General features: G+C 62.2%; 22 protein-coding genes. 12 read left to right on the top strand and 10 right to left on the bottom strand.

Annotated elements, in window-relative coordinates; genetic code table 11:
* The first annotated feature begins 19 nt into the window (after positions 1-19).
* A complete protein-coding gene (locus KVP10_RS10895) occupies positions 20-1,195 on the top strand; it encodes a ribonucleotide-diphosphate reductase subunit beta (RefSeq protein WP_217964624.1) in 1,176 nt (391 codons plus the stop codon).
* 221 nt (positions 1,196-1,416) lie between these two features.
* Here the strand turns inward: KVP10_RS10895 and KVP10_RS10890 are convergent, their stop codons facing one another.
* The 3 genes from KVP10_RS10890 to KVP10_RS10880 form a co-directional block, all read right to left on the bottom strand.
* Positions 1,417-1,737 carry a helix-turn-helix domain-containing protein gene (locus KVP10_RS10890; RefSeq protein ID WP_217964623.1) on the bottom strand — a complete coding sequence of 107 codons (321 nt, stop codon included), beginning with the start codon at positions 1,735-1,737 and terminating at the stop codon, positions 1,417-1,419.
* Positions 1,734-2,090 (bottom strand): type II toxin-antitoxin system RelE/ParE family toxin, encoded by a 357-nt coding sequence (locus KVP10_RS10885; RefSeq protein WP_246600579.1) that lies wholly within the window; start codon positions 2,088-2,090, stop codon positions 1,734-1,736. Before KVP10_RS10885 ends, KVP10_RS10890 begins: the two co-directional genes overlap by 4 nt.
* Before the next feature lie 198 nt (positions 2,091-2,288).
* A complete protein-coding gene (locus KVP10_RS10880; RefSeq protein WP_217964622.1) occupies positions 2,289-3,740 on the bottom strand; it encodes an IS1182 family transposase in 1,452 nt (483 codons plus the stop codon).
* A 259-nt stretch (positions 3,741-3,999) separates the two neighbouring features.
* Between KVP10_RS10880 and KVP10_RS10875 the strand changes: the two genes are divergently transcribed.
* Positions 4,000-4,980 carry an MBL fold metallo-hydrolase gene (locus KVP10_RS10875; protein WP_217964621.1) on the top strand — a complete coding sequence of 327 codons (981 nt, stop codon included), beginning with the start codon at positions 4,000-4,002 and terminating at the stop codon, positions 4,978-4,980.
* Positions 4,981-5,019: 39 nt separating this feature from the next.
* Here KVP10_RS10875 and KVP10_RS10870 read toward each other — a convergent pair whose 3' ends face one another.
* Positions 5,020-5,793 (bottom strand): IclR family transcriptional regulator, encoded by a 774-nt coding sequence (locus KVP10_RS10870; RefSeq protein WP_246600578.1) that lies wholly within the window; start codon positions 5,791-5,793, stop codon positions 5,020-5,022.
* A gap of 205 nt (positions 5,794-5,998) precedes the next feature.
* On the opposite strand from KVP10_RS10870, the gene sauS reads away from it, so the two are divergent.
* The 7 genes from sauS to KVP10_RS10835 all read left to right on the top strand — a co-directional run bounded on the left by sauS (position 5,999) and on the right by KVP10_RS10835 (position 14,798).
* A complete protein-coding gene (sauS, locus tag KVP10_RS10865; protein WP_246600577.1) occupies positions 5,999-7,414 on the top strand; it encodes an acylating sulfoacetaldehyde dehydrogenase in 1,416 nt (471 codons plus the stop codon).
* Positions 7,411-8,937 carry an AMP-binding protein gene (locus tag KVP10_RS10860; RefSeq protein ID WP_217964619.1) on the top strand — a complete coding sequence of 509 codons (1,527 nt, stop codon included), beginning with the start codon at positions 7,411-7,413 and terminating at the stop codon, positions 8,935-8,937. The genes sauS and KVP10_RS10860 overlap by 4 nt, the downstream gene beginning before the upstream one ends.
* 378 nt (positions 8,938-9,315) lie before the next feature.
* Complete coding sequence (locus tag KVP10_RS10855) at positions 9,316-10,302, top strand: ABC transporter substrate-binding protein (RefSeq protein WP_217964618.1); 987 nt, start codon at positions 9,316-9,318, stop codon at positions 10,300-10,302.
* Between the two features lie 41 nt (positions 10,303-10,343).
* Positions 10,344-11,120, top strand: a complete 777-nt coding sequence (locus KVP10_RS10850) for an ABC transporter permease (RefSeq protein ID WP_217964617.1) — start codon at positions 10,344-10,346, stop codon at positions 11,118-11,120.
* A 172-nt stretch (positions 11,121-11,292) separates the two neighbouring features.
* On the top strand, positions 11,293-12,006 hold the full coding sequence (locus KVP10_RS10845) for an ABC transporter permease (RefSeq protein ID WP_343218730.1): 714 nt from the start codon (positions 11,293-11,295) through the stop codon (positions 12,004-12,006).
* A gap of 48 nt (positions 12,007-12,054) precedes the next feature.
* Positions 12,055-12,813, top strand: coding sequence for an ABC transporter ATP-binding protein (locus tag KVP10_RS10840; RefSeq protein WP_217964615.1), 759 nt, complete (start codon positions 12,055-12,057; stop codon positions 12,811-12,813).
* A 2-nt stretch (positions 12,814-12,815) separates the two neighbouring features.
* The gene (locus KVP10_RS10835; RefSeq protein ID WP_217964614.1) at positions 12,816-14,798 is read left to right on the top strand and encodes an alpha/beta hydrolase domain-containing protein; all 1,983 of its coding nucleotides are present in this window, start codon (positions 12,816-12,818) and stop codon (positions 14,796-14,798) included.
* Here KVP10_RS10835 and KVP10_RS10830 read toward each other — a convergent pair.
* The 3 genes from KVP10_RS10830 to KVP10_RS10820 form a co-directional block, all read right to left on the bottom strand.
* Positions 14,795-15,589: an SDR family NAD(P)-dependent oxidoreductase gene (locus KVP10_RS10830; RefSeq protein WP_217964613.1), complete on the bottom strand. Its 795-nt coding sequence runs from the start codon at positions 15,587-15,589 to the stop codon at positions 14,795-14,797. The genes KVP10_RS10835 and KVP10_RS10830 overlap by 4 nt on opposite strands.
* A gap of 376 nt (positions 15,590-15,965) precedes the next feature.
* The gene (locus KVP10_RS10825) at positions 15,966-16,439 is read right to left on the bottom strand and encodes a YaiI/YqxD family protein (protein WP_217964612.1); all 474 of its coding nucleotides are present in this window, start codon (positions 16,437-16,439) and stop codon (positions 15,966-15,968) included.
* A 3-nt stretch (positions 16,440-16,442) separates the two neighbouring features.
* Positions 16,443-16,709, bottom strand: a complete 267-nt coding sequence (locus tag KVP10_RS10820) for a hypothetical protein (RefSeq protein WP_217964611.1) — start codon at positions 16,707-16,709, stop codon at positions 16,443-16,445.
* Between the two features lie 220 nt (positions 16,710-16,929).
* Here KVP10_RS10820 and KVP10_RS10815 point away from each other — a divergent pair, with 220 nt between their 5' ends.
* Positions 16,930-17,997: a permease gene (locus KVP10_RS10815; protein WP_217964976.1), complete on the top strand. Its 1,068-nt coding sequence runs from the start codon at positions 16,930-16,932 to the stop codon at positions 17,995-17,997.
* A gap of 68 nt (positions 17,998-18,065) precedes the next feature.
* On the opposite strand, the gene KVP10_RS10810 is transcribed toward KVP10_RS10815, so the two are convergent.
* Positions 18,066-19,046, bottom strand: coding sequence for a Bug family tripartite tricarboxylate transporter substrate binding protein (locus KVP10_RS10810; RefSeq protein ID WP_217964610.1), 981 nt, complete (start codon positions 19,044-19,046; stop codon positions 18,066-18,068).
* Between the two features lie 46 nt (positions 19,047-19,092).
* On the bottom strand, positions 19,093-20,310 hold the full coding sequence (locus KVP10_RS10805; RefSeq protein ID WP_217964609.1) for an alpha-hydroxy acid oxidase: 1,218 nt from the start codon (positions 20,308-20,310) through the stop codon (positions 19,093-19,095).
* A gap of 427 nt (positions 20,311-20,737) precedes the next feature.
* Here KVP10_RS10805 and pabB point away from each other — a divergent pair, with 427 nt between their 5' ends.
* Positions 20,738-21,877 (top strand): aminodeoxychorismate synthase component I, encoded by a 1,140-nt coding sequence (gene pabB, locus KVP10_RS10800; RefSeq protein WP_217964608.1) that lies wholly within the window; start codon positions 20,738-20,740, stop codon positions 21,875-21,877.
* Positions 21,878-21,920: 43 nt separating this feature from the next.
* The gene (locus tag KVP10_RS10795; protein ID WP_217964607.1) at positions 21,921-22,559 is read left to right on the top strand and encodes an aminotransferase class IV; all 639 of its coding nucleotides are present in this window, start codon (positions 21,921-21,923) and stop codon (positions 22,557-22,559) included.
* Positions 22,560-22,661: 102 nt separating this feature from the next.
* Here KVP10_RS10795 and KVP10_RS10790 read toward each other — a convergent pair whose 3' ends face one another.
* Positions 22,662-24,482: a hypothetical protein gene (locus tag KVP10_RS10790; RefSeq protein ID WP_217964606.1), complete on the bottom strand. Its 1,821-nt coding sequence runs from the start codon at positions 24,480-24,482 to the stop codon at positions 22,662-22,664.
* Between the last annotated feature and the right edge of the window lie 12 nt (positions 24,483-24,494).

Raw genomic sequence — 24,494 nt, 5'->3', positions numbered from 1 at the left:
ACAGAACAGGAAACACATCATGCTGAATTGGGAAGAAGACGTTTCAACACCGGCTGCGGCGCCCGCTCAAGCGCCCGCGCCGGCCCCAGCGGCCGCGCCTATCCGGGCCGCAACCCCGGGCACCGACAATGCCATCGCGGCCCCGGCCGCCGCCGCAGCGGCGCCCAGCCAGTCCGCCAGCCGCGTGCGCGCGGCCGACAAGCGCGTCATCAACGGCAGCACCGACGTCAACCAGCTCGTGCCGTTCAAGTACAAGTGGGCCTGGGAAAAATACCTGGCCGGCTGCGCCAACCACTGGATGCCGCAAGAAATCAACATGTCGCGCGACATCGCCTTGTGGAAGAACCCCACGGGGCTGACCGAGGACGAACGGCGCATCGTCAAGCGCAACCTGGGCTTCTTCGTGACGGCCGACTCACTGGCCGCCAACAACATCGTGCTGGGCACCTACCGCCACATCACGGCGCCCGAGTGCCGCCAGTTCCTGCTGCGCCAGGCCTTCGAAGAAGCGATCCACACCCACGCCTACCAGTACATCGTCGAAAGCCTCGACCTCGACGAATCCGAGATCTTCAACGCCTATAACGAGATCCCCTCGATACGCGCCAAGGACGAATTCCTGATCCCCTTCATCAACGCGATCGCCGACCCCGACTTCAAGACCGGCACCCCCGAGGCTGACCAGAAACTGCTGAAGTCCCTGATCGTCTTCGCGTGCCTGATGGAAGGCTTGTTCTTCTATGTCGGCTTCACGCAGATCCTTGCGCTGGGCCGCCAGAACAAGATGACCGGCGCCGCCGAACAGTACATGTACATACTGCGCGACGAGTCCATGCACTGCAACTTCGGCATCGACCTGATCAACACGATCAAGCTCGAGAACCCGCACCTGTGGACCAGCGAATTCCGCGAAGAGATCCGCGCCCTGTTCTCGCGCGCCGTAGACCTCGAATACGCCTACGCCGAAGACACCATGCCGCGCGGCGTGCTGGGCCTGAACGCCTCGATGTTCAAGTCCTACCTGCGCTTCATCGCCAACCGCCGCTGCCAGCAGATCGGCCTCGAACCGTTGTTCGCCCAGGAAGAAAACCCCTTCCCCTGGATGGCCGAGATGATCGATCTGAAGAAAGAGCGGAATTTCTTCGAAACGCGGGTTATCGAGTACCAGACTGGCGGGGCGCTTAGCTGGGAGTAGGTGTCAGACACAGCATTAAGTGACTCTGTTCACACCAACATGTGACTTTTGAGAGTAATTCTCATTTGTAAACTATTGCTGTCTCAAGGCCGCCAGTGATTCTGCTGGCGGCCTTTTAATTGCACATGAAGGGGATTTTGGCCCCAGAACCGGGGCCAGGAAGCAAGCAGATGAGGAGTCCGATCAGGAGACCGGCTCTGCGAAGCGGTCTTGCTCCGCCGCTAGGCAAATTCCACTTCCACATGGCCGACCGTGGTCCTGCGCCGGACGGGACCAATAACGATAGTCACGTCCCGGCCCAAGCGGGCCAGGCAGTCCAGCATCTTGGTTTCGCTGATGCCATGGAACTGCCCGCGCAACATCATGGACAGCTTAGGCTGGGTGATGCCCAGCACCTCGGCCGCGCGCCGCTGGCTCCACTTCCTGGCCTTGATGGTTTCATCAATCTTCGCGGCAAGCAGTGCTTTGCGGTGCATCGCCTCGGCGTCTGGCATGCCCAGGTCGGCATAGACGTTGCCGCTGCTTTTTTCAATCTCGATCATTTCTTTGCTCCGTGGCTTTGCGCGTGCTCTTGCGCTGCCTTCATCCTGTCCCGGATCAAGTCCATATCCGGCTTCGGGGTTGAGATTCCGTGCGTGGACTTCTTCTGAAAGCAATGCAGGACATAGATTGCATCGCCGATCTTGAGCGCGTAGACGGCTCGGTACGTGCCGCCTTGCGCATCCTCGACGATTTCAAGAACTCCCGCCGAGCCGAACCCCTGCATAGACTTCGCCTGCCGGTGCTTCTTCCCAGCCTGTGCCAGATGCAACGCATAACCAAAGGTGTGCTGCACTTCGTCCGGCATGGCTTTTAGGTCTTTCTTGGCAGACGAGATCCAGAGTAATTCTCTCATCTGTCTAATTATACCTATTTAGGGATAATTCACCAAGCTTAGCCGCCCTGGGACTGGCTGCACCGCATAGGCGAGTGAAAGCCGCCAGAAGGATTTCTGGCGGCTTCAGACTGCTGATAAACCCCTGGTTTTTATGAGCCAGGGGTTTATTTTTAAGGGCAGGCTGCGCAGGGGATTTTGGGGTGGGATCTGAGTCAATCAAACGCTGACGCGCTTGAACAGGCCGCACTGGCTCGGATAGGGGTGGCATAGGGCCGTCAAGAGGCGTAAAAACCGCGCCAGCAGCAGCGCGATCTTCTTCATATTCTGGGCGGTAGCGGCCATCAGGCATTGCTCAAGCACCTTGGATAAACCGCGCATGCGGGCATAGCGATGCCCATGCAACTGTTTGGCGTCGGCGAAGCTGCGCTCGACCGTCTCCTTGCGCCGGGCATAAACCCGCTTGCCCCACTGCGTCAGCCGCCTGGCATCGACCGCCTCCTTGGCTGCCTCCCAGACGTGACGCATCACGATCTTGGTGGGGTTGGCGCTTTGCGTACAGCGTTGCCGCTGGGGGCAGGCCTGGCACTGCCGGGGGTCAGAGTGGTACTGCCGATAACCTTGGCGATTGGTCGTGTGATAGCTCAGCTCCTGGCCTTCTGGGCAAGTGTAAAGGTCGCGTTGGGCATCGTAGACATACTGCCGCTTGTAGAAATAGCCCGGCCGATGGTTCGGCGTGCGGTAGCCGATGATACCGGCTACATCCCGTTGCTCCAGCCCCCAACACACCTGGGGCGTGAAGTACCCCGCATCCAGCCCGACCATGTCCGGCGCAAACCCGAAGCGTTCGCACTGTCGATCCAGGCGCTTCAGATACGGTTGGCTGTCGTGCACATTAGCCGGGGTGACGTAGGTGTCGGTGATGATCGCATGCTTGCCGTCGACCGTGCGGTGGTCCAGATAAAAGAACCCGCGGGGCTTGTCGTCACGCACCATATAGCCGCTGTCCGGATCGGTGCGGCTGACCTTGACCTGCTTGGTCTTGCCTGAGCTCGCATCGCCCGAGCCTCCCTCATTGTGGTCATCCTTGCGCGCCTTCAATGGCTTCTTGCCCGAGGCTTGGCGATCCGCACCCACCGCGGCCTCCAGCTCGGCCAGATAGGCCGCAGGCGCCTGCTCAGCCGGCACGATGTCGTGCTTGTTCTTGTTGGCGCTGGCCTTCAGGTGGGTGCTATCGCTGTACAGCACTCGGCCATCGACCATGCCTCGGCCCATCGCCTGCAGCACGATCTCATCGAAGATCTCTTGATAAATCCCGCTGTCGGCGAACCGGCGTCGCCGGTTCTGGCTCAGGGTCGACGCATCCGGCACCTTGTCCGTCAGACGCAGCCCCAGGAACCACCGATACGCGACATTGACCTGCACCTCACGTATCAACTGCCGCTCGCTGCGGATGCCGAACAAGTACCCCAGCAACAGCAGCTTGAACAACAGCACCGGATCCAAGGCCGGGCGCCCGTTATCCGCACAATATAGATGGGCCACGCGCTCCCGGATGAACTCCAGGTCGATCGCCGCGGCAATCTTGCGCACCAAGTGATCGGAGGGAACCAGCGATTCCAGCGTCACCATCTCCAGCTCATGCTGGTAAGCAGTCGGGGCTCTTAACATGCCTCCATTATGAACAAACCCTCCGTTTTGGGGGAGGGTTTGTCAGCAGTCTGAAGCCGCCAGAAGGATTTCTGGCGGCTTTTTATTGATTACGGTTTATCTTCCAATCAAGGCCCCCTGGCGCTATAGTAATCCGCGCCATCGGGGTATTGCTCCCCGAGCAACTTCGGTGACGATCAAGCTACGCGGGAGGCCTCGGCCGGACCCCGGCGGGGCGGAGATCATGCAAAATGACCGGCCACTAGTCCAAGGAGACGACATGGATGCGCAGATCACACCGAAGGAACAGGAACTGGACGACGACGGCCGCCGACGCAGGGATTTCGTTCGCGGAGGCTTCTCCTTGGGTGGAGCGATCGCGCTCGCAAGCACCGCCTCTGCAGCGCCGAAAGACGAGCACAGGGCGACGGCGACCCGCGCACGTACCGGCGGCAAGCTGCTGGTGCGCTGGCTGGGCGGCGGCGTCACGGAAATCGCCACGCCCGACTACAAGCAGATTGCGTATGGCGACGCGTGGATCTGGAACAACGCAGGCTGGGATCGTTTCGGCGTGAAAAAGCCGCCCGAATACGCCAGCGCCAAGGGATTCGCCGACTATGTCGCGAGCAAGAAGCCCGATGCGGTCTTTGTGCTGCTCACTCACGACCACGGCGACCACATGGGCGACTACTTCGAGATGCTCAAAGCGCTGAGCGACGCCGGCCTGCCGGTCAAGACTAGCGGGCAGAGCGACATGATGCGCTCCGACCTAGGCCTGGTGCCGAAGTTTCGCAAGGCGGGCCTGGAGCCCTCGAAAATCGTGGTGAACGGTGGAGCGGGGATGAACTTTGGGGGAGTGTCGCGGCACGGCGAGATGGTGGCGCACCTGATCCCCGCACTGCATAGCAACCTGTGCTGCTATCCAGCGGCCGGCTTCATACTCGACATCGGCGGCGTCCGTGTGTACCTGAGCGGAGACACCGACCTTTTCGGCGACATGCGCTTGATCGGCGAACGCTATAAGCCCGACCTGGGCGTTGTGTGCGTGGGCGGCGGACCTTTCACGATGGGGCCGCAGGACGCGGCACAGGCCAGCGCCTGGGTCGGGGTTTCCCATGCCATCCCCGTGCATTATGCGCACAACGGGCTGGTGCTCGGTGTCGAGGCGGGCGAGCAATACCGCCAGGCCGCCTCGCACGTGGTGCCCTCGGTGCAGGTCTCGGTAATGAAACCGGGGGAGCAGAAGCTGATCACGGTCTGACGGTGTGCGCCATACCGGCTCGCACGCCTGAAGTAAATTCTAGCGAAACGTTTCTGCTATCTGGTTCGCTGCGTCCCGTAGCGGTTCCAGGTGCGTCATGAGCTTTTCTATGGTCGTACGCTCGGCCGGAGCCTGAATGGCAACGGCCGCGCAGGCGCGTGAGCGGTCGAGCATGACCGGGACGGCGATGGCGATGATGCCGGTCATGTATTCTTCATTATTGGTGCTTACGCGCTTTCGGCGGACTTCGACCAGTTCCTGGCGCAGCTTGTCGAGATCGGTGATGGTTTGGCGAGTCGTGCCGCGCAGGGGCAGCTTCTTCAGCAGGTGTTCTCGTTGCGAACGCGGCAGGAAACTCAGCAAGAGCTTGCCGCTGGATGTGCAGTGATAAGGGACGCGAGAACCTGGGTTCAGTTGGACGCGCAGCGGCCAATTTACCTGCACACGGTCAAGATAGACGATGTCGTCCCTGCTCGATATGGCCAGGTTGCAGGTTTCCTGCACGGTTTCCACCAGTTGCTGCAGGATGGCCCGCCTGGCGGCTGCGGGGCCAGCCCCCATCAGCATGTGGACAGCCATGTTCCGTACGCGAGAAGAACACTCATAGCGGCGGTCGGGCATGTTGCGCGTCACAATCCAGGCGCATTCGAGCTGTTTGATGAGCCGATGCACGGTTTGTTTCGGCAAATCGATTCGTTCCACGATCTCCATCAAAGACAGTGGTTCCCGTGCTTCCGAAATGATTTCCAGGATGCGGAATGCCCGAATTGCTGCGGCATTGGCGTTTGTCGAAGACATCGATCGTGCTTCCATGGTGGGCCGTTTTCCCCATGCTTCGCTGCAGCACGGGCGGTGATTCCACAAATTTAGTCCCGAAAATTGAATATTCCTAGTCTGGCCGGCGGATACGTCATGAAAAGTTCAAATATCGGGACTAGAGACCAGGCCCGTCGAGGTACTTTGGAGCGCATGTAAGTAGGCCATCCAAGAGGGCATCATGGCGTGTGGGACAACACGGATGCCGCCGAAGAGCGAAGTTTCGCAGGACGTCGGCGCATTGATCGAGCGGGCGCGAGCCGCCCAGGTTTCTTATGCGAAAGCGGGGCAGGAAGTACTGGACGAAGCAGTCGCCGCGGTTGCCTGGGCAATCCTCGAGCCGTCCAGGAATCGCCAGCTGGCGGAACGGGCGGTCAAGGACACCGGCTTGGGGAATGTCCCCGACAAGATATTGAAGAACCACCGCAAGACCCTGGGCCTGCTTCGGGACTTGCATGGGGTCAAGACTACAGGCGTCGTTGCTCGTGACCGCAACACGGGCATAACAGAGATCGCCCGGCCGGTGGGCGTCGTCGCCGCAGTGACACCATCCACCAATCCGTCGGCAACGCCCGCCAACAACATAATAAATGCGTTGAAATGCGGCAACGCCGTGATCGTGGCGCCGTCTCCGAAGGGCGTTGGAACCGCCATGCTGCTGCTCGAGTTCATATACGAACAATTCGATCTCTGTGGCCTGCCCCGCGATCTGGTCCAGGTGCTGCCTGCGCCGATCAACAAGGAAACGACTGCCGAACTGATGCGCCAGGCGGATCTCGTCGTGGCCACGGGGTCGCGTTCGAATGTCCACATGGCCTATACCTGCGGGACGCCGGCCTTTGGCGTCGGCGTGGGTAATGTCGTGGCCATCATTGACGAAACTGCCGATATCGAGGAGGCGGCCCGCAAGATTGCCAGATCCAAGACGTTCGACAACGCAACCAGTTGTTCTTCGGAAAACCACCTGGTGATTCTCGACGCTGTCTATGATGCCGCCCTCGATGCGCTGGAGGCGTGCGGCGCTGTGCTGCTGGACGAGGATGAAAAGAGCCGGCTTCAAAAGGCCATGTGGCCGAAAGGAACACTGTCGTCGTCCGTGGTGGGCAAGGATGCGGGCTCCCTCGTGCTGCAGGCCGGCTTGGATCGGATCGCCGCCAGGCAGCCGGCCCCCACGTTCCTGCTGGTGACCGAAACCGGGATTGGCGAGGCATATCCCTATTCCGGCGAAAAGCTGTCTCCTGTCCTGACGATATACCGGGCTCGTAATTTCAACGAGGCGCGGGACACGGTGCGGGCGATCTACGGCTATATGGGGGCAGGCCATTCCGTGGGGCTGCATTCCGCCAAAAAACAGCGTGCGCTGGTACTTGGGGAAACACTGCCGGTATCGCGCGTGATCGTCAACCAGTCCCACTGCTTTGCCACAGGGGGAAATTTCGACAACGGCCTGCCGTTCTCGCTGTCCATGGGCTGCGGTACCTGGGGCGGCAATAATTTTTCCGAAAACATGCACTACCGCCAGTTCCAGAACCTGACCAGGGTGTCCGTCCCTATCGTGGCGAATACCCCAAGCGAGGGCGATTTGCTTGGTACTTATTTCAGGAAGTACGGGCGATGATGATGCAGGCGGATTCCGTGGGCGATCTCGTCACGCTGCGGGCGCAAGACTGCCCGGAAAAGGTCTATTACGTGTGCGCGGAAAGCGGCAAGGAATTGTCGTATGCGGGCCTGCTGCGTACATGCCTCTGGCTAGACCGAAAACTGTCGTCGCTGGGAGTCCGGCCCGGAGATACCGTGTCGGTCTACATGCCCAACGGCGCCAGTACGGCCACGCTGTTGTTGGGAATCATGGCGCTGGGCTTCGTGGCCAACCCCATCAACCTTCTTTGCCAGCCATCCCAGCTCCGGCATGTCCTGCTTCATTCCGACACCCGGCTGGTGTTCACGACGGATAAGCTGGCGGGACAGTTGCATGCACCGCTTTCGGACCTGGGCAGGAATATTGCATTGCAGGTCGTCGATGCTGAAATGCTCGTTGAGGAGGGCGATATCCGTGCAGGCGACCTCCACGTCGAGGCCTTGCACCGTGTCGGGTCGGCCAGCAATGCGCTGCTTATGTATACCTCGGGCACGACAGGCGTACCGAAAGGCGTGATGCTGACGCACGGGAATTTGCTTGCGAGCGCACAAAATCTTTCCCGGGAGCATCTGCTGTCGGAAACGGACAGAGTGTTGGGCTCGCTGCCGCTCTACCATATCAATGGCTTGGTAGTCACCCTGATTGCTCCGCTGGTGCACGGCGGGACGGTGATCATGACCAGCCATTTCTCGGTCTCGGGGTTCTGGCGCGATGTCGCGCGCTACCAATGTACCTGGATCAATGTCGTGCCCACCATGGTCGCCTATTTGTTGAACGATCAGCGTGGCGCGCAGGAGGCTGATCTTGGTGCCGTCAGATTCTGCCGATCTGCATCGTCGGCGCTTCCACCCGAGCATTTGCGGGCTTTCAAGCGTCGCTTCGGAGTCGGCATCATCGAAACCATGGGTCTTACCGAGACCGCGGCGCCGGTCTTCAGCAATCCGTTTCCCGAATCTCAACGAAAGGCGGGCAGTGTCGGGCGCCCTTCCGGTACGCAGGCGCGAATTGTCGACGACGATGGCAATCCTGTCGAAATCGGCCAGCGTGGAGAAATCATTGTTTCGGGAAAGAACGTCATGCCGGGTTATTACAAGGACCCGGAACGCACGCGAGAAGCCTTTACGAAAGATGGCTGGTTGCGGACCGGCGATATCGGCTACCAGGACAAGGATGGATATTTTTACGTTATCGGGCGAGCGAAGGAACTGATCATAAAAGGGGGAGAGAACATTGCGCCGCGTGAAATCGACGAGGCCGTCGTCAAGCATCCCAGCGTGCTGGATGCCGCCGCGGTCGGCATGCCTCATCCTGATTATGGGCAGGACATCGCCGTCTATGTCGTGCTGCGGGAGAACGCCGTGTTCGACGGCGAAGACCTGCGCCGCCACTGCGTGAAAGAATTGGGTAATTTCAAGGCGCCCAGCAAGTTCGTCGTGGTCGATGAGCTGCCAAGGGGGCCTTCGGGCAAGGTTCAGCGCCTCAAGCTCGCCATCCCGGCCTGAGGAATTTTTGACAACTGGAAGTGCAGGTTTCGAAGGAGACATCGATATGCCTCAGTAACGATCCGACAGAACAGACCTTTGGATTTGGACATGGAAAACAGACCATCCTGGGCGATTGCTCGATGCTAGAATCGCCGCAGGAGGAGCATAAGGGGACAAATCATGGCTCCAGTGTGTGAGACAAGCTTCACCTTTCCGGGCGCATCGAATGACGCGGCGCCTCATTCAGAATATTTCTTGACGCCAGGCGGCGGTGGCGGTTTTGCCGGACACGGCAAGAGCGTGCCGCAGCGGCCATTTCGGGCTGTCATGAAGGCATCGCTTCGCGGGCGTCTTTGGCGCCTCGGGGCGGTTGCCGTTGTAGCTTTGGCGACGCAGATGGCGCCTGCCGGGCAGGCCCGGGCGGCCGATTCAGCGCAAAAGCTCATCCGTATCGGCGTGCAGCAGGGCTTGTCCGGCGCAACGCCCCTGAAGTATGTAAAGTGGATCGAAGAGCAAGGCTACAAGGTGGAATGGACCACGTTCCAGAACGCCGGCGCATCATCCACTGCATTGGTCGCGGGTTCCATAGACATGCAGGCTGCCGGGCTGGCTCCCGAGATGGCTCTGGCCACCAAGGCGCCCAACGTCTGGCTGGTCGGCACATCGGAGCTGAACAGTTCCCAACTGGTTGTTTCCGAGAAATCCGGCATATCGAAAGTGGCCGATCTCAAAGGGAAAACCATTTCCACGGCCGGCCCCGGCTCCCAGCAATATGCCCTGTTGGTTGCCGCTCTGGCCAAGAACGGCCTGACAGTCAGGGACCTGCGGTTGATTTCCACGCCTGCGAACACCATGCCCGCATTGCTTGAAAAAGGGTCGATCGACGGCTTTTTTGCCTGGCCTCCCTTTACCAGCCAGGTGCTGCAACAGGGCAAAGGAAAGCTGCTCATTTCCGCAACACCCGAGTTCCATGCAAGCATAGGCGGAAAAGGGCCCTGGGTTGGCGAGGGCTGGGAAGTCAATTCCAAGTTTGCCCAAGCCCATCCCGATGCGGTGATCGCCGTGCTGCGCGCCGAAATCAGGTATTTCGACTTGCTGCACAAGTCGCCCGAGCAAGGGTATGAGCTCATGGCCAAGGCGGCGCACATCTCGCCCGAACATGTCGCCTACATCATCAAGCAGGGCTATGACGCGTATCCCACCGATATCAGGCCGGATCCGGAGGTGATCAAGAGCATGCTGAATCTCATCCAGAATGCGGGGCTGATTTCCCAGGCCAACGACCTGGACAAAGAGAAATTCATCAAGAATTTCATCCACCCCGAGTTTTCCGAAGAGGCGCTGAAAAAGGAACAAGCTGCAGGGAGGACAGGAGCAAAGTGACGCCGGCACTCAATGCCCCCGCAGCCCGGTCTGCGCAAGGCATGGTCCCAAAACTGGGGAACATCCTTGCTGCAGTCTGGATTCCCGTGTTGTTGCTGATCGGCTGGCAGGCGGCCGGCGCCGCAGACCCGGTGGTGCGGGGCGTCATTTCCTCGCCGCTGGATGTAGCGCTTGCCCTGGCGAAAGGCGTGGCCGACGGATCCGTTCTGGCCGATTTGTCGATCAGCCTGCAACGGGCGCTGCTGGGCTGGGCTCTCACCTTGCTGATTACGGTACCGCTGGCGATCGCGGCGGGCCGCTTGCGCCTGTTCAGCCGGATGCTGGTCCCCGTGGTGGATTTGCTCAGGCCTATTTCCCCCATCGCCTGGATTCCCCTGGCTGTCCTGTGGTTCGGGATAGGCCTGGGAAGCAAGCTGCTCATCGTGTTCGTGGTGACCTTCTTCGTGATTTTCCTGAATGTATATGACGCCGTCATACACATTCCTCCGGTGTTCCTCAACGTTTGCCGCACCTTTACACTGTCCCGGTGGTTTTTGCTCTCCAACGTGGTCTTGCCTGCAAGCCTGAGGGGGGTCGTGCTGGGGGCCCAGTACGGCTTGTCGACCGCCTGGGGCGGCGTGATCGTGGCGGAAATGGTGGGGGCGAATCATGGCGTCGGATATCAGATGCTGGCGTCGGCGAACCAGTTCGATCCCACGGGGGTCATCTCTTATATGGTGCTGATCGGCCTGGTCGGCATGACCCTGAACAGCCTGTTCCTGTTGGCGTGCCGCCGAGTGCTGTTGAAGTTCCCGGAGGCATCGGCTTCCCATGGATAATATTATGGTGCGACATCGAACCGGTTCCCTGGACTCGACGCCTGCGTCGCACGGCACGGTGCAGGGTCGCGGCCTGGAAACCCCGGCTCCGCAGCCTGTCCGGCCGCGGCGAGCGGATTGGCTAGCCAGCGGTTCACTGCGCCACTACCCTGCCCTGGTCGGCTTGTTTCTGGTGCTGGTGGTTTGGGAAGGCATCGTGCTGGTGGCAAATCCGCTGCCCGTCATCTTGCCGTCGCCCGCGAACGTCGCCGGCCGGCTGGTAGCGCTTCTGTCGACGCCCGTGGTCTGGGCCGACCTCGGGATCAGTACCGGGCGTGTTCTGGCGGGCTTTATCCTCGGCGCCTTGTCGGGGGTGTTCATTGCCGTGGTGCTTGCAATGAATCCTTTCGTGAACCGCAGCCTGCGCTACTTGCTGATTTCCATGCGTTTCGTGATCCCGTTCGCCTGGGTGCCTATTGCGGCGTTCTGGTTCGGACTCAGCGAAACAGGAAAGGTATTCATCACCTGGTATGCCTCCTTCTTTGTGATCGTGTTCCAGGCTCGTGCGGGCATTGCCGCGGTTCCTGATCTGTATGTCAAGGTCGCGCATACATTCGGCCTGTCTCCGCGCCGGATACTGTGGCAGATCACCTTGCCTGCGGCCTGGCCCAGCCTCGTGGTCGGCATGCGTCTCGGGCTGTCATTTTCATGGGTGGCCATTCTGGCGGCAGAGATGGTCAACGCGAATTCGGGTATCGGCTATTTCATCAATTATTCCGGCCAGTTCCTGGCCACCAATGATGTCATGGCAGGCATGATCATCATTGGTGTGCTTGGCTTCTGTTCCGATCAGCTGTTGTCCTGGCTGGGCCGGCGGATCCTGCCGGGAACGCTCACAGCCATATGAAGCTGCGTCGATTTCCTGTTCGCGCCACTTTGTTGAAGGGGAGCTTTGGTGCTTGATATATCCATCGATCATGTCTACAAGACATGGAAAACTTCGGGCGGACGCGAAGTCAGCGCGCTCGAGGGGGCATCGTTCAATGTGCCGCGAGGAAGTTTCTGCTGCATAGTCGGGCCCAGCGGTTCCGGAAAGAGCACCTTGTTCGACATCATTGCGGGGCTTATTCCCGCCGACGAAGGACAGGTGCTCGTGGGCGGCAAGGCGGTCGAGGGCCCGGGGGCGGAACGAGGGGTCGTATTTCAGGGCCAGTCGCTATTTCCCTGGAGAACAGTCCAGGGAAATGTCGAGTTCGGGCTTGCGGCCCGTGGGATGGGGCGCGCCGAACGCCAGAAAATTGCACGCTCGTTCATTGAGCTGGTGGGCTTGTCGGGGTTCGAAGATGCCTTGCCGAGCACATTGTCCGGCGGCATGTATCAGCGCGCCTCGGTTGCCAGGTCGCTGGCCACTTCGCCGGACATACTTCTCATGGACGAGCCTTTTGGGGCCCTGGATGCCCAGTCCCGGGAAATGATGCAAGCGGAACTTATTCGTATCTGGCAAAGCCAGGGCACCACCATCTTGTTCATCACGCACTCGGTGCAGGAAGCCGTGTTCCTCGCCGACAAGATCATAGTCATGTCCGCCCGGCCCGGCCGAGTCGTTTCCGATATGGAAGTCACGTTGCCCCGCCCACGGGATCGTACCGGCGCCGACTTCGGGCAGGTCATGCGCGACGTGTACGAGCACCTGCATGCGCCCGCCGTCGTATAGCGTTGGAATGGAACATCATGCCTGCAGGATGCCATGTCAGCCTGGATGTCCATGCTTCGACCGATTTCGCAGGCAGGACGCCGTTCGGGCAGAGCGGCAGCTATAAGAAAATCGTCGGGCGCGCTTGTTTCGCCATAGACCCCCATGATCCCGGCTATGCAAGCCTAACGGACTTGCATTTGCTCGCCCCCGGCAAAGATGGCTTGATCCGGTTTGCCGGCGATTTCACCATTCTGTGCCCAATGACGGCCGCTCGGGGCAATCATCGCTTGCTGTTTGAGTGGTGCAATCGTGGCAATAAACTGGCGCTGGGCTGGTTCAACGATGCGCTCCTGTCCAATGAGCCGGCCACCCCGGCCGATGCGGGTAACGGTTTTCTGTTTCGACGCGGCTACGCCCTTGCCTGGCTTGCATGGCAAGGCGACTTGCTCCCTGGGGATGGCCGCATGCTGCTCGATGTGCCGTCTGTACACGCCAGTCCGGCGGTGACGGGGCTTGTGCGGCGCGAGTTCATTGTCGAGGAACCCGGCATTACCATGTTGCCGCTAGGCGGCTCGGCATGCACCATGGCTGCGCGCCCTGCAGGCCGAGATCCATCCCGGGCAAGCCTGGTGCGCCGGCGATATCCCGGCGACCCGCCGCAGCGCATCGACTCTTCGTGCTGGGCCCTTGTCGATGATGAATATCTCTCCCTGGACGGAGGTTTCGAACCGGGATGGATTTATGAGCTGGTGTACGACGCTCGGGATCCACGCGTATTGGGCCTGGGTTTTGCTGCCGTGCGCGAATTTATCGCGTTTCTACGGCGCGAACCGAATCCGGATAAAAACCCCTTGGCAGGGTCTCTGGCCCGGGTCTATGGCTGGGGGCACTCCCAGTCGGCGCGGGCACTGCGCGAGTTCATCTATCGCGGCTACAACGATGACGGGACCGGCAAGCGCTTGTATGACGGGGTGCTGGTGCATGGCTCAGGCGCAGGACGAATCACCCTGGCCGAGCGGTTTGCCAATGGGTCCGCCATGGGCGGGCAGCAGTATGAAGAACATTTCAATAGCGCCGACCGCTTCCCCTTTTCCTACGCGCCTTGCACCGATCACAACACGGGCAAGAGCGACGCGATTCTGCGGCATGCCGAAACCGACCCCCTGGTGATGCATGTGCAGACTGCCAGTGAGTACTGGCAGCGGCATGCATCCCTGGTACACACTGACACGCGAGGCAAGGACCTCGACCAGCCTGCCGGCGTGCGCATATATCATGTGTGCTCGTCCCAGCATGCGGCACCGGTGGCTGCAGCGCCCGTGCCGCAGGGAATATGCCAACTGCCGGTCAACGCCCTGCCGTCCACCTATTTCTTGAGGCCCATGCTCGATGCCCTGGATGCCTGGGCCGGCATGGGCACCTTGCCGCCGCCCAGCCTTTACCCGAAGCGCAGCGACGGTACGCTGGTGGAATACGAAGCGTGGCGCCGTCAATATCCGGACATCGGGGCGCATGCCCTGCCCACGGCACCCAATCGACTGGCATTGCTGGACTTCGGCCCCAATGAGCAGCAGGGCATCCTGAGTATTCAGCCGCCGCGCATCATTGCTGCCGATGCGTATGCAGTGCTCGTCCCTGCCGTGGATGACAATGGCAACGAAACAGGTGGCATCAGGGCTCCGGCACTGCAGGTTCCACGCGCTACCTATACGGGCTGGAACCTGCGTGGCGCCGGCCAGGGCGAAGGCGCCATGTACCTGTTTGCCGGAAGCATGATCCCGTTCCAGAAGGCGGCTGGCGAGGCATCGAGCCAGGGCTCCCGGAAATCTCCGCCTGCCCTGCGTTCTGATGAATCGGCCCTTCATGCGGCCTTGACATGTGCAGCCGAGCATCTATGCCAGCAGGGATTCTTGCTGGAAGAGGATGTCGAACTGGCTAGCCGCAGCGACGGGCTGGCGCCGGAAACCGTATCGATGCCGGGCGCGCGGAATGCTCCAGTTTAGTGTCCGCCGGCCTCACGGCGCAGAGTCGGCAAGCCGACGCCTGCCGCATCGAATCCGCCGTCGACGGCGAGCACTTGGCCATTCACATAGCTGGCGTCCGGTGTACACAAAAAACCGACCGCCGACGCAATTTCTTCCATAGTGCCATAGCGACCGAGCGGAATACTGTCGTAATAGTCGGCCCGGATTGCTGCCGAATGGACTTGCTTGGCCATTTCGGTTTCGACGGGCCCCGGCGCGATTGCGTTGACCCGGATTCCCATGGTTCCGAATTCAACCGCCTGTTGGCGCGTAAGGTGGATGAGCGCGGCCTTGCTGGTGCCATAGGCAACGCGCAAGGTGCTGGCGCGCAACCCCGAGATCGACGCGATGTTGACGATTGAACCGCCGCCGTTCTTTAACATCACGGGTACGCAGGCTTGCGAGCAGAGGAAGGCGCCATCCAGGTTTGTCGCCATCACGTAGCGCCACTCTTCGAACGAGGTCGTGCCCAAGGTCTTGAACACGGCAACGCCGGCATTGTTCACCAGCGCATCGATGCGGCCAAAGTGCGCCTCGATCCGCGCCATGGTCTCTTGCACTTGCTCGGGGTTCGACACGTCGCAGGGCAGCGCAAGTACGCGCTCGTCACCTTGATATTCGAGTGCGGCTTTTGTGAGTTCCTCGGCATTGATGTCGAGCATAGCCACCTGGTGGCCGTGAGCCAGAAACCATCGAATGGTTGCGAGCCCGATGCCGCGCGCGGCGCCAGTTACGACACTGACCGGTAGAGAAGAGTTGGGGATTGTCATATTAAGTTTTGAAGATATTCAAGGCAGTTGGAGATAGTCAGGGTTTGCGCCGCAATTCAAGGCAAGGCAGCTAAACCCATAGCCGCCCCAAAACCCGGCGCGCCGCCCCTTACAAGCGCGACACGTCTGTTTTCCGGATCGTGGGGGGCAGTTGTATCCGGTGAAGTACAAGTTCTTGCTTCATTTTGATTAAACCTTAAGGTGGCATCTTAACGCCCCTTGGAAACAGGGGCTGGCGCGATAGCGGAACTCGCCAGAGCGCGATGTATGGCTTCCAAAGACGGCCTGATATTGCCCGGACCGGCCAGAGTCGGGAAATGCCGTGTCCAGGGTATGGGGAGAACCGCAGTTGCCGGTCTCCTCGAACCCAGCCTGTCTATCGACCGCGCCCGGCAGCGTCTGCCCGTAGCACCTTCTGCAATACCTGGTCCAAGGCGTTGGCAAATGCGCGCCTGTCCGCCTGGCTGAAAGCCGGCGGGCCGCCGGTATCGACGCCAGCGCTGCGCAATTCTTCCATCATGTCCCGCATCGACAGGCGCTCGTTTATGCTGTCGGCGGTGTAGCGCTCGCCGCGTGGGCTGAGCACCAGCGCCCCTTTGCGCAGCACCTCGCTCGCAAGGGGAATATCCGCGGTAATGACCAGGTCTCCGGTAGACGCGTGCTCGACGATATAGGCGTCCGCCACATCGAATCCTCGCGGCACCTGGACGGCCCGGATCAAAGGCGACGGCGGCGTGCGCAGCATCTGGTTGGCCACCAGGGTGAGTGGCTGCTGCGATCGCTGCGCCGCCCGATACAGAATGTCCTTGATGACGGCGGGACAGGCGTCGGCATCGACCCATATATTCATGGATTAAGCCTTCAGCGCCTCGGCCAGCAGCTTGTTCACCAGTTCGTTGACGCTGATGCCGTCCGCCTGCGCCTTGGCATTCAAGGCCGAAATCAATGGCTGGTGCAGTTTGACGGGAAAGGACACCAGGCCTGCGGCCTGGTCCAGGCGGCGCTGTTCGCGCCGATCCACAGCAGGGGCAGCGCCGGCATAGCGGCCCGGCGGCGTGGCAGCATTGAGCTTGCCCATGAGTTTCAGGGCTTTCTGCTTTTCGAGATCGGTTTTTTTCATGAAGAGTCCGGTGTTGCGGCCTGCCAGCGGCAAACTCGCCAGGCAGCATCTTAGAGGATATCGAGAATCGACAGATTACTGCGTCGGAAGCGCAACTCGTGCCCATGTCCGGATGCCCTGGCATATCATTGCCCCCCGGACAAGCTGCAATAAACTACGGGTAACAGCAAATGCTGCCTTATCCCAAGCATACACACCGGACACCATGACGAACAATCTTTTGCCTTCCCGGCGCTCTCCGCACCCCGCCTGGGGTATCGCCGTCTTCGTGCTCATTGCGCTGGCAGGCCTGTTCTATGTGAAGTGGTCGCCGTATTACGGCCGCGCCTTCGTGGCGGCCGATACTCACTCCATCGGCCGTTCAATCCTGACCGGCGCCGATGGCGCCGTGCCCGCCCCTTCCTTGCGGGCGGCGCTCGATTATGCGGTGACCTATGGGCTGGCAATCTGGAAAGCCCTGCTGCTCGGCCTGCTGCTGGGCTCCGCGGTGCAGGCTTTGCTGCCGGGACACTGGATCAAGCGCTGGCTGGGCGGCCTGGGCATGGGCAGCGTCATGACGGGCAGCCTGCTGTCCATCCCCAGCATGATGTGCACGTGCTGCTCCGCCCCGGTGATAAATGGATTGCGCAAATGCCAGGCCGCCCCCGGCGGCACGGCGGCCTACTGGCTGGGCAACACCATGCTCAACCCGGCTACCCTGGTATTCATGGGCTTCGTGCTCGGATGGCGATGGGTAGGGCTGCGCCTGGTGCTGGGGCTGGTGATGGTGATCGGCCTGGGCTGGGTGCTGAACCGCATGAACCGGGGCAGCAATGCCACAGTGGACGTGCCTGCCGGGGCTGACGAACAGGCATCGAGCGACGGGCAGGACATGAGCCCGGCGGCCATACTGCGGCGCTGGGCTCGTGCTTTCTTCAGCATGACGCTGCGCTTGTTGCCTGAATACCTGATTCTCGTGCTGGTGCTGGGCGCCGCGCGTGCCTGGCTGTTCCCGATGATCGGCGCCAGCGTCGACAACAGCGTGCTGTGGATACTGGGCGCCGCGGTGGCGGGCATGCTGTTCGTCATCCCTACCGCGGGCGAGGTGCCTATTATCCAGGCCATGCTGTCGGCGGGCGTGGCCGCCGGCCCGGCCGCGGCACTGCTCATGACGCTGCCGCCGGTCAGCCTGCCGTCCCTGGCCATGGTGGCCCGCTCGTTCCGGCGGACCGATCTGGCTGTGCTGGTCGCCGGGGTCCTGGTCATGGGCGTGCTGGCCGCCGGCGTCGCCATTGCGCTGGGTTTCTGAGCCCCCGGTTTCCACAGGGGCGCCAGAGGCCCGGGCCTATCAAGCTTGCTGCTTGCCTGCAGCCCGGTTCAATTCACCGTGGCGTGGGATTGCTTGACAATCTCGCGCCAGCGGGCGATTTCGCTGGCCAGGTATTTCTTGAAGTATTCCGGGGATTCGGTGATCGGCGCCATGCCCAGGTCGACGAAATGCTTGCGCAGGTCGGGTTCTTCCATGGCCTTGTTGATGGCCTTGTTCAGCTTGTCGACGATTGCGCGCGGGGTGCCGGCGGGGGCTACGATCGAATACCAGGTGGCGACTTCCATTCCCTTGATGCCTTGCTGCGCCATGGTGGGGACGTTGGGCACGGCGGGGAAGCGTTTTGCGGCGGTAATGGCCAGCGCCTTCACTTTGCCGCTTTCCACCAACTGCTTGGCGCTGGGAATGTTGAGGAAGCTGAAGGCCGCCTGGCCGCCGATCACGGCCGCCAATGCGGGCGCCGAGCCCTTGTAGGGCACGTGCGTGGCTTCGAAGCCCCCTTTCAGCTTGAAGAGTTCGCCCGCCAGATGCTGGGTGCTGCCGATGCCGGCCGACGAAAAGTTCAGCTTCCCGGGGTGGGCCTTGCCGTAGGCGATCAGGTCGTGCACCGAGTTGATGCCCAGCTTGGGATTGACCACCAGCAAGTCGGGCGCCTCGGCGAACAGGGCGACAGGTTCGAAGTCCTTGACCGCGTCGTAATCCAGGTGGGGATAGAGGCTGACGTTGATGGCGAGCGCCGTCGACGACAGCGACAGCGTGTATCCGTCCGGCGCCGACCTGGCGACATACGAAGCGGCAATATTAGTGCCCGCCCCCGGCCGGTTTTCCACCACGATGGATTCATGCAGGATGGGCGATATCGCCTTGGCCAGCAGGCGTGCCGAGATATCGTTGCCGCCGCCCGGCGCGTAGCCCACGACAAGCTTGATCGGGTGATCGGGATAGTTGGCCGCCGGGGAAGCCGCGCAGGCGACGCCAACCGAGGCCAGGCAGCCCAGCACGCCAGCGGCTATGGAACGATGGAATTTCATGATGTGTAGTCTCCTTGTGTAGTAGTTAGTGGTACTGATTTACGTCTTAGGTCATGCGAGTTTCCCGCCGGACAGGGTGTCCCGCCGCGGACAAAAGCACGCCGTCCTCGCGGGCACGGGCCAATTCGGCGATCGAGTTGTAGCCGATCATGCCCAGGGTCCGCACCACCTCGGCCTTCAGGATGCGCATGGCATGCGTGACGCCGGCTTCGCCAGCCACCACGTTGGCGAAATTGAAGGGACGGCCGATGAAAACGAAGTCCGCTCCCAGGGCGAGCGCCTTGACGATATCAGTGCCGCGGCGGAATCCCCCGTCGACCATCACGGGGATCTGCGATCCGGCGCCCCTCAGTGCGTCGATGATCGCGGGCAGCATGCGCGTGGACGAGGGGCTGCCGTCGAGCTGGCGGCCGCCATGGTTGGAAACGATGAGGGCGTCCGCGCCCAGCTCGCTCGCAATGCGGCAATCGTCGGGATGCAGTACTCCCTTGACGATGAGCTTGCCCTTCCAGAATTCCCGGATCATGGAAAACCGGTCCCAGGTCATATGGTCTTTGGAGGCATGGTCCCGAATGGCGCTGGCCGAGACGATGGGCGCGCCGCGCGAGGCGAAGGAGTTCTCGAAATGGGGCATGCCGCTGCGCCAGAGCGTCCGCAAGAAGACTTGCGCCAGCCAGCGGGGATGCGACAAGCCGTCCCACATCAGGCGCAAGCCCGGGCGCAGCGGGGTGCTGAACCCGGCGCGAACCTGGTTTTCCCGGCTTGCGCCGATAAAAGTGTCGAAGGTGAGGACCAGGTTCTTGTAGCCGGCGGCCTGTATGCGCTGCAGCAAGGGGGTGGTGCGCTCGAGGTCGCCGGGCAGATAGGCCTGGAACCAGGCGTCGGGATTGGCGGCGATCATGTCCTCCATGCGCACCGTGGAGGTGCCGCTGACGATCATGGGAATATGGAAGGCATGCGCGGCACGCGCGAGCGCTATGTCGCCCCGGTAGGCCGACAGCCCGCAAAGCCCCATCGGGGACACGCCGAAGGGCGCCGCCCATTCCGCGCCGAGCAAGGTCCTGGATATGGATCGCTGCGAAACGTCCCGCATCACGCGGGTCAAGAGCATGTAATCGGCAAAGACCGCCCGGTTTTCTCTCAAGGTATGGGTGTCTTCGGTGCCGCCGGCCACGTATTCGTATATGGCGCGGGGCAAGAGGCGGCGAGCCCTGCTTTGGAAATCATCGAGCGAGAAGATGCGTTTCAGGGCCCTGGGTTCCATTGTCTGTTGCGTCTAGTGCGGGAAAAGGCGGCTCGGAGGCATATATGGGCCGTCGCGGTGCCCAGGCAGCAGCCTCTTCCTTGGCAACAGCGGTCATCGACGCAATACCCAGGCGGCCAAAACCGGAACCAGCGCGGACGAAAATAGTCTCTGTGCCCGGCCCGGCAGGTGGCCATCGCGTTTTAGTATGAGCCTTCGCCGGCAAACCCGCATTCGGTCTGGCCGAACGCCTGTTTAATATAAATGAATGGTCGCGCGGCCCTGCCGGGCTGGGTACGGGCAGTCCCGAAAGCATGGCGGGCCCGTGGACGATCGCGGCGCCGCGAAGCAGGTCATTTGCAGGTATACCGGCGCCAAGGCTTGGATCATTTCCCCTCTCATATATTATGGGCGCGCAGCACATGCTTCTGCCCCGAACCGGATCGACATGAATACCCGCATCGACTTTCCCAACCCGCGCGACCCTGCCGCGGCCCGCCTGAGGCGGCGCTTCGGCGCTCCGTCGGCGGTGCTGGCCGCTCATCGCGCCGACGACGTGGTGCCGCTGCTGAATGCAGCCGAACAGGCTGCGCGAGCCGGGCACTGGTGCGTGGGCTGGCTGCGCTACGAAGCCGCGCAGGCCTTCGACGCGGCCTTTGCCGATGCACTGCATGAGGTACCGCAAGGAGAACCTCTGGCATGGTTCGGCGTGCACGAACAGGCGGAGGACTGGCCGGAAAAAGACTCCACCGCCACGGATGCGCCACCGGCAGTCTGGCAGCCCGGCATCGAGCGAGCGGCATTCGATGCGGCGGTGGCCGCCATCCAGGAAGGGATCGCGGCCGGCGACTGCTACCAGGTCAACCTCACCACACAACTGGCGGGCAGCCTGCAGGGCGATGCATCCGCACTGTTCGCGGCGCTGCACAAGGCGCAACCCTCGGGCTACGTGGCCGCGATCGACAGCGGCGCGCAACAGGTGCTGTCGGTATCGCCCGAGCTGTTCTTTGACTGGGACGGAGCACGCATCCTGACCCGGCCGATGAAAGGCACCGCCCCGCGCGGCGCCACGCCGGATGAGGACGCGGCCCGCGCGGACGCCATGCGGGCTTCGCCCAAGGAACGCGCGGAAAACGTGATGATCGTGGATCTGCTGCGCAACGACCTGTCTCGCATCGCGCTGCCGCACAGCGTACGGGTGCCGCGCCTGTTCCATGCCGAGCCACTGCCCACGGTCTGGCAGATGACCTCGGATGTCGAGGCCATCACCCGGCCCGGTACGCGGCTGGCGGACGTGTTCGATGCGCTGTTTCCCTGCGGCTCGGTCACCGGCGCGCCCAAGCGCCAGGCCATGCGCTGGATCCGGCAACTGGAACCCGGCCCGCGCGGCGTCTACTGCGGCGCCGTGGGTGTGCTGCGGCCGGCCCGAACGCCGGGCGGCGTACATGCCACCTTCAACGTGCCGATCCGCACGGTGGCGGTGCGCGGCACCGAGCTGCGCTGCGGCATCGGCAGCGGCATCACGTCCAGCAGCAGCGCGGAAGCCGAATGGCAGGAATGGCGCCACAAGCGCGCGTTTCTGGGCTGAAGATATGCAGGATCCATGTTCGGGAGCTTCCGAGGCGTAAACGATGACGAATTCGACGAAGGACTTCGACATTCTCGAAACCCTGGCGCTACGCGGCGGCTCCTATATGCATCTGCCGCTGCACCTGGCTCGCATGCGGGCGGCGGCCCGCCATTTTGCCTATCCCTGGCCCGAATCCCGCATCGCGCAGGCGCTCGCGCTGCTGCGCGAACGGCATGCGCAAGGCGACTGGCGCATACGCCTGGCCTTGAGCGGCGACGCGCACATGGAACTGGAAGCCCACCCGCTGCCGCCCACCGCCACGCCCGTGCGCCTGCAACTGGCCCGCGAACCGCTGGCCAACGCCGTGGCCCATGGCGACTGGGTGCGCTTCAAGACCTCGCGGCGCGGGCACTATACCGATTTGCAACCAACCGATGCTTCGGTATACGACACCATACTGTTCAACGAGGACGGCGAATTGACCGAGACCACGCGCGGCAACATTGCCGCCCTGCTGGACGGCCGCTGGGTCACGCCGCCGCTGCGCTGCGGCCTGCTGCCCGGAGTCGGCCGGCAGGTATGCCTGGATCGAGGACGCCTGGCCGAGCAAGCGATCAGGCTGGACGACGTGCCGCGCACGCAGGGCTGGGCCTTCGTCAACAGCCTGCGCGGCTGGCTGGATGCGGAACTGGCGGATTGAGTCCTGCCGGCGGCGACCCGGGCCATATCCCTATCCCGCAACAAGAGCATCGGAATCTACCCCGGCAATCATCCGCCGAGGCAAGCGCCCCAAGCTATTGGATCAGGGGCGTGCAGAGTCCACGTAGAGGCCCAGCAAAGCCGCCAGCCTGTCGGTTCTTTCAGAGGCCGTTGCGCCGCCTTGGCCTATGGCCACACATTCGCCCGCGACGCGCTCGGCCAAGTCTAAACGGTCTACCGGAACACCGGTATCGAGCAACTCGTCCGTCTGCGCCACCAGCACCAGCGCGCCGACATCCTTGTTCATGAGCAAGGCCATGCAGCGCGCAAAAAGCCCCTGCGCGGCCAGCGGCACCAGGCCGCCGTCCGGCCCCACCGTTTCCATGTGGCTCGTGACATAACAGGCGTGCCCCTGGGCCATCCACTGCTGTTGCAGGGTGAGCGCCCTGGCCGCCGCACCTTCGGCGCCCATCACGATCGCGACGGGAATGCGGCCATCGCCCTCCATCAGCCGCCCCATCAACTCGTGCAAGGTACCCAGGGAGCTTGGGCTGGCGCCCAGCAAAGGAGCAAGGTTGACCTCGTTGATGGCGGCGCCGTTCTCGTGCCAGGGCCGTGTGATGTCGGTGGAAATGATATCGACGCCGGCGACGTCCAGTCCGAACAACGCCGCGGCGCGTATCGCGATGGCCGCATTATCGGCGTGCAAGGTGCGCGAGTAATCCTCGTCCAGGCCGCCCCACTCCGTCGATTCGATGCGGCGCAGCGCAGCCCATTGCCCCGCGCCCAGTATGCTGTCCGGCGCCAGGCCGGCGCGGGCCAGGGCAGCCCTGGCCAGATCGTCCAGCGGATAGGCGGGGGGCCGGTTCCAGGCCGGCAGGCTCATTTGCCGTTCGTTGGCGGCCTGAATACATTCCGCAACGCTCATGCGCCCGTCGCCTTCGACGGCGATGGGCTGGCGCTTCACGGTATACAGCACTCGCCCGCGCACGACCAGCAGGCGATGACAGACGCCGGCAACGGCGCGCTCGACCAGCACTTCCTTGGAAAATTGCGCAGCATGACGAAAAGCGTCGCGCATTGCCTGCGCGGAATCGACATCGACCGTCACGCCTTCGCCACGGTCGCGGTCGACGGGCTTGACGACCAGCAAGCCGCCCAGATTGCGCGCCGCCTGCAGTGCGCCGTCTTCATCCGCGACCAGATAGTGATCGGGCACCGGCAAGCCGGCCTGGCGCATCCACTGCGCCGCGATGAACTTGTGCTGGGCCGCTTCGGCGCCTATCAGGGAATCCGTTTCCACCTTGCTGCGCCGGGTGCGCAGTGCGCGTTTGCCCCAGCCCAGTTGGAAAATGCCATTGCCCAGATGGCGCCACGGAACCCGGCATTCCTGGGCGGTCCGAAGTATGTGGATGGACGATTTTCCCGCCGGCAGGCTCGCCCGCAAGGGCTGCAGCACGTGCTCTTCCAGTTGCCGGTACAGCGCCTCGGGCCGGGCGGGACGCTCCGGCGCCACGGCCATCTCGAGCACCAGCGAGGTCGCCCAGTTGTAGGCCAGGTGCGTGGACTGCGCGGGAATGAAATCCACGCGCGGCACCGCAACCGTGCACAACCAGGCTCCCGCCTCTTTTTCGTCGGCGCGGCAGGACAGGATCCGGCCCGGCTCGAACACCGGAATGCGCGCGGCGCGCTGCAGCCCCGCCGCAATCTGCAATATGCGCCACATCGCGCGGGCCGCGTCATGCCCGGATGCGGAATCCTCGGTTTGCGCCAGCAAAGGGATGTCCAGCTTCCCGGACCACCAGGCATCGAACGCAGCCCAATCGACGGCCGACGGACATTGGCCCAGCCTTATCGTCAGCACCTGGTCGGGCTGCCGCAGCCCATGGTGAAAACCGGAATAGCTGATGCTGTCGATGATCATGAGTTCGAGTCC

It is taken from the genome of Candidimonas humi (assembly GCF_019166065.1).
GTDB lineage: Bacteria > Pseudomonadota > Gammaproteobacteria > Burkholderiales > Burkholderiaceae_B > Candidimonas > Candidimonas humi.
The sequence above is the reverse complement of the archived record's forward strand: the minus strand, read 5'-3'. Positions and strand labels throughout refer to the sequence as shown.